The 359-nt window shown below is 35.7% G+C and carries 1 protein-coding gene; it reads right to left on the bottom strand.

All coding sequences use genetic code 11. From position 1 onward, the window contains the following. Positions 1-102: 102 nt before the first annotated feature. On the bottom strand, positions 103-359 hold a 257-nt coding region (locus RCF13_RS01740), incomplete at its 5' end, for an aminotransferase class III-fold pyridoxal phosphate-dependent enzyme (RefSeq protein ID WP_308140764.1).

Below are 359 nucleotides of genomic sequence, written 5' to 3'. Positions count from 1 at the left end.
TACCATGATGGATAGTGCCTATATCATCTTCCTTGAATATGATGAAATCATTTCCTGTCCCTTGAAATTTTTGAAATTTAATCATAGCTCCCCCTTCATTCTTCACTGATTGCATTGCATTAGAACCTCTTCCAATATATTTAAAAATTCATTGATTTCATCTTGGCTTATAGATAAAGGTGGCAATAGTCGAATGACGGTATCACTGGTTGAATTTAATAACAATTTTTTAGTCTGTGCCAATTCCTTAATTTGGTTGACATGCGCCCCAACCTCAACCCCAATCATCAACCCTCTCCCCCTCACAGCCTTTATGATATTGGGATATTTTTCTTTCAAAGCATTTAACTGACCTATTA

This window comes from Stenotrophomonas maltophilia group sp. RNC7, from assembly GCF_030910085.1.
GTDB classification, from domain to species: domain Bacteria; phylum Pseudomonadota; class Gammaproteobacteria; order Xanthomonadales; family Xanthomonadaceae; genus Stenotrophomonas; species Stenotrophomonas sepilia.
This window is presented reverse-complemented; position numbering and strand designations above follow the sequence as displayed.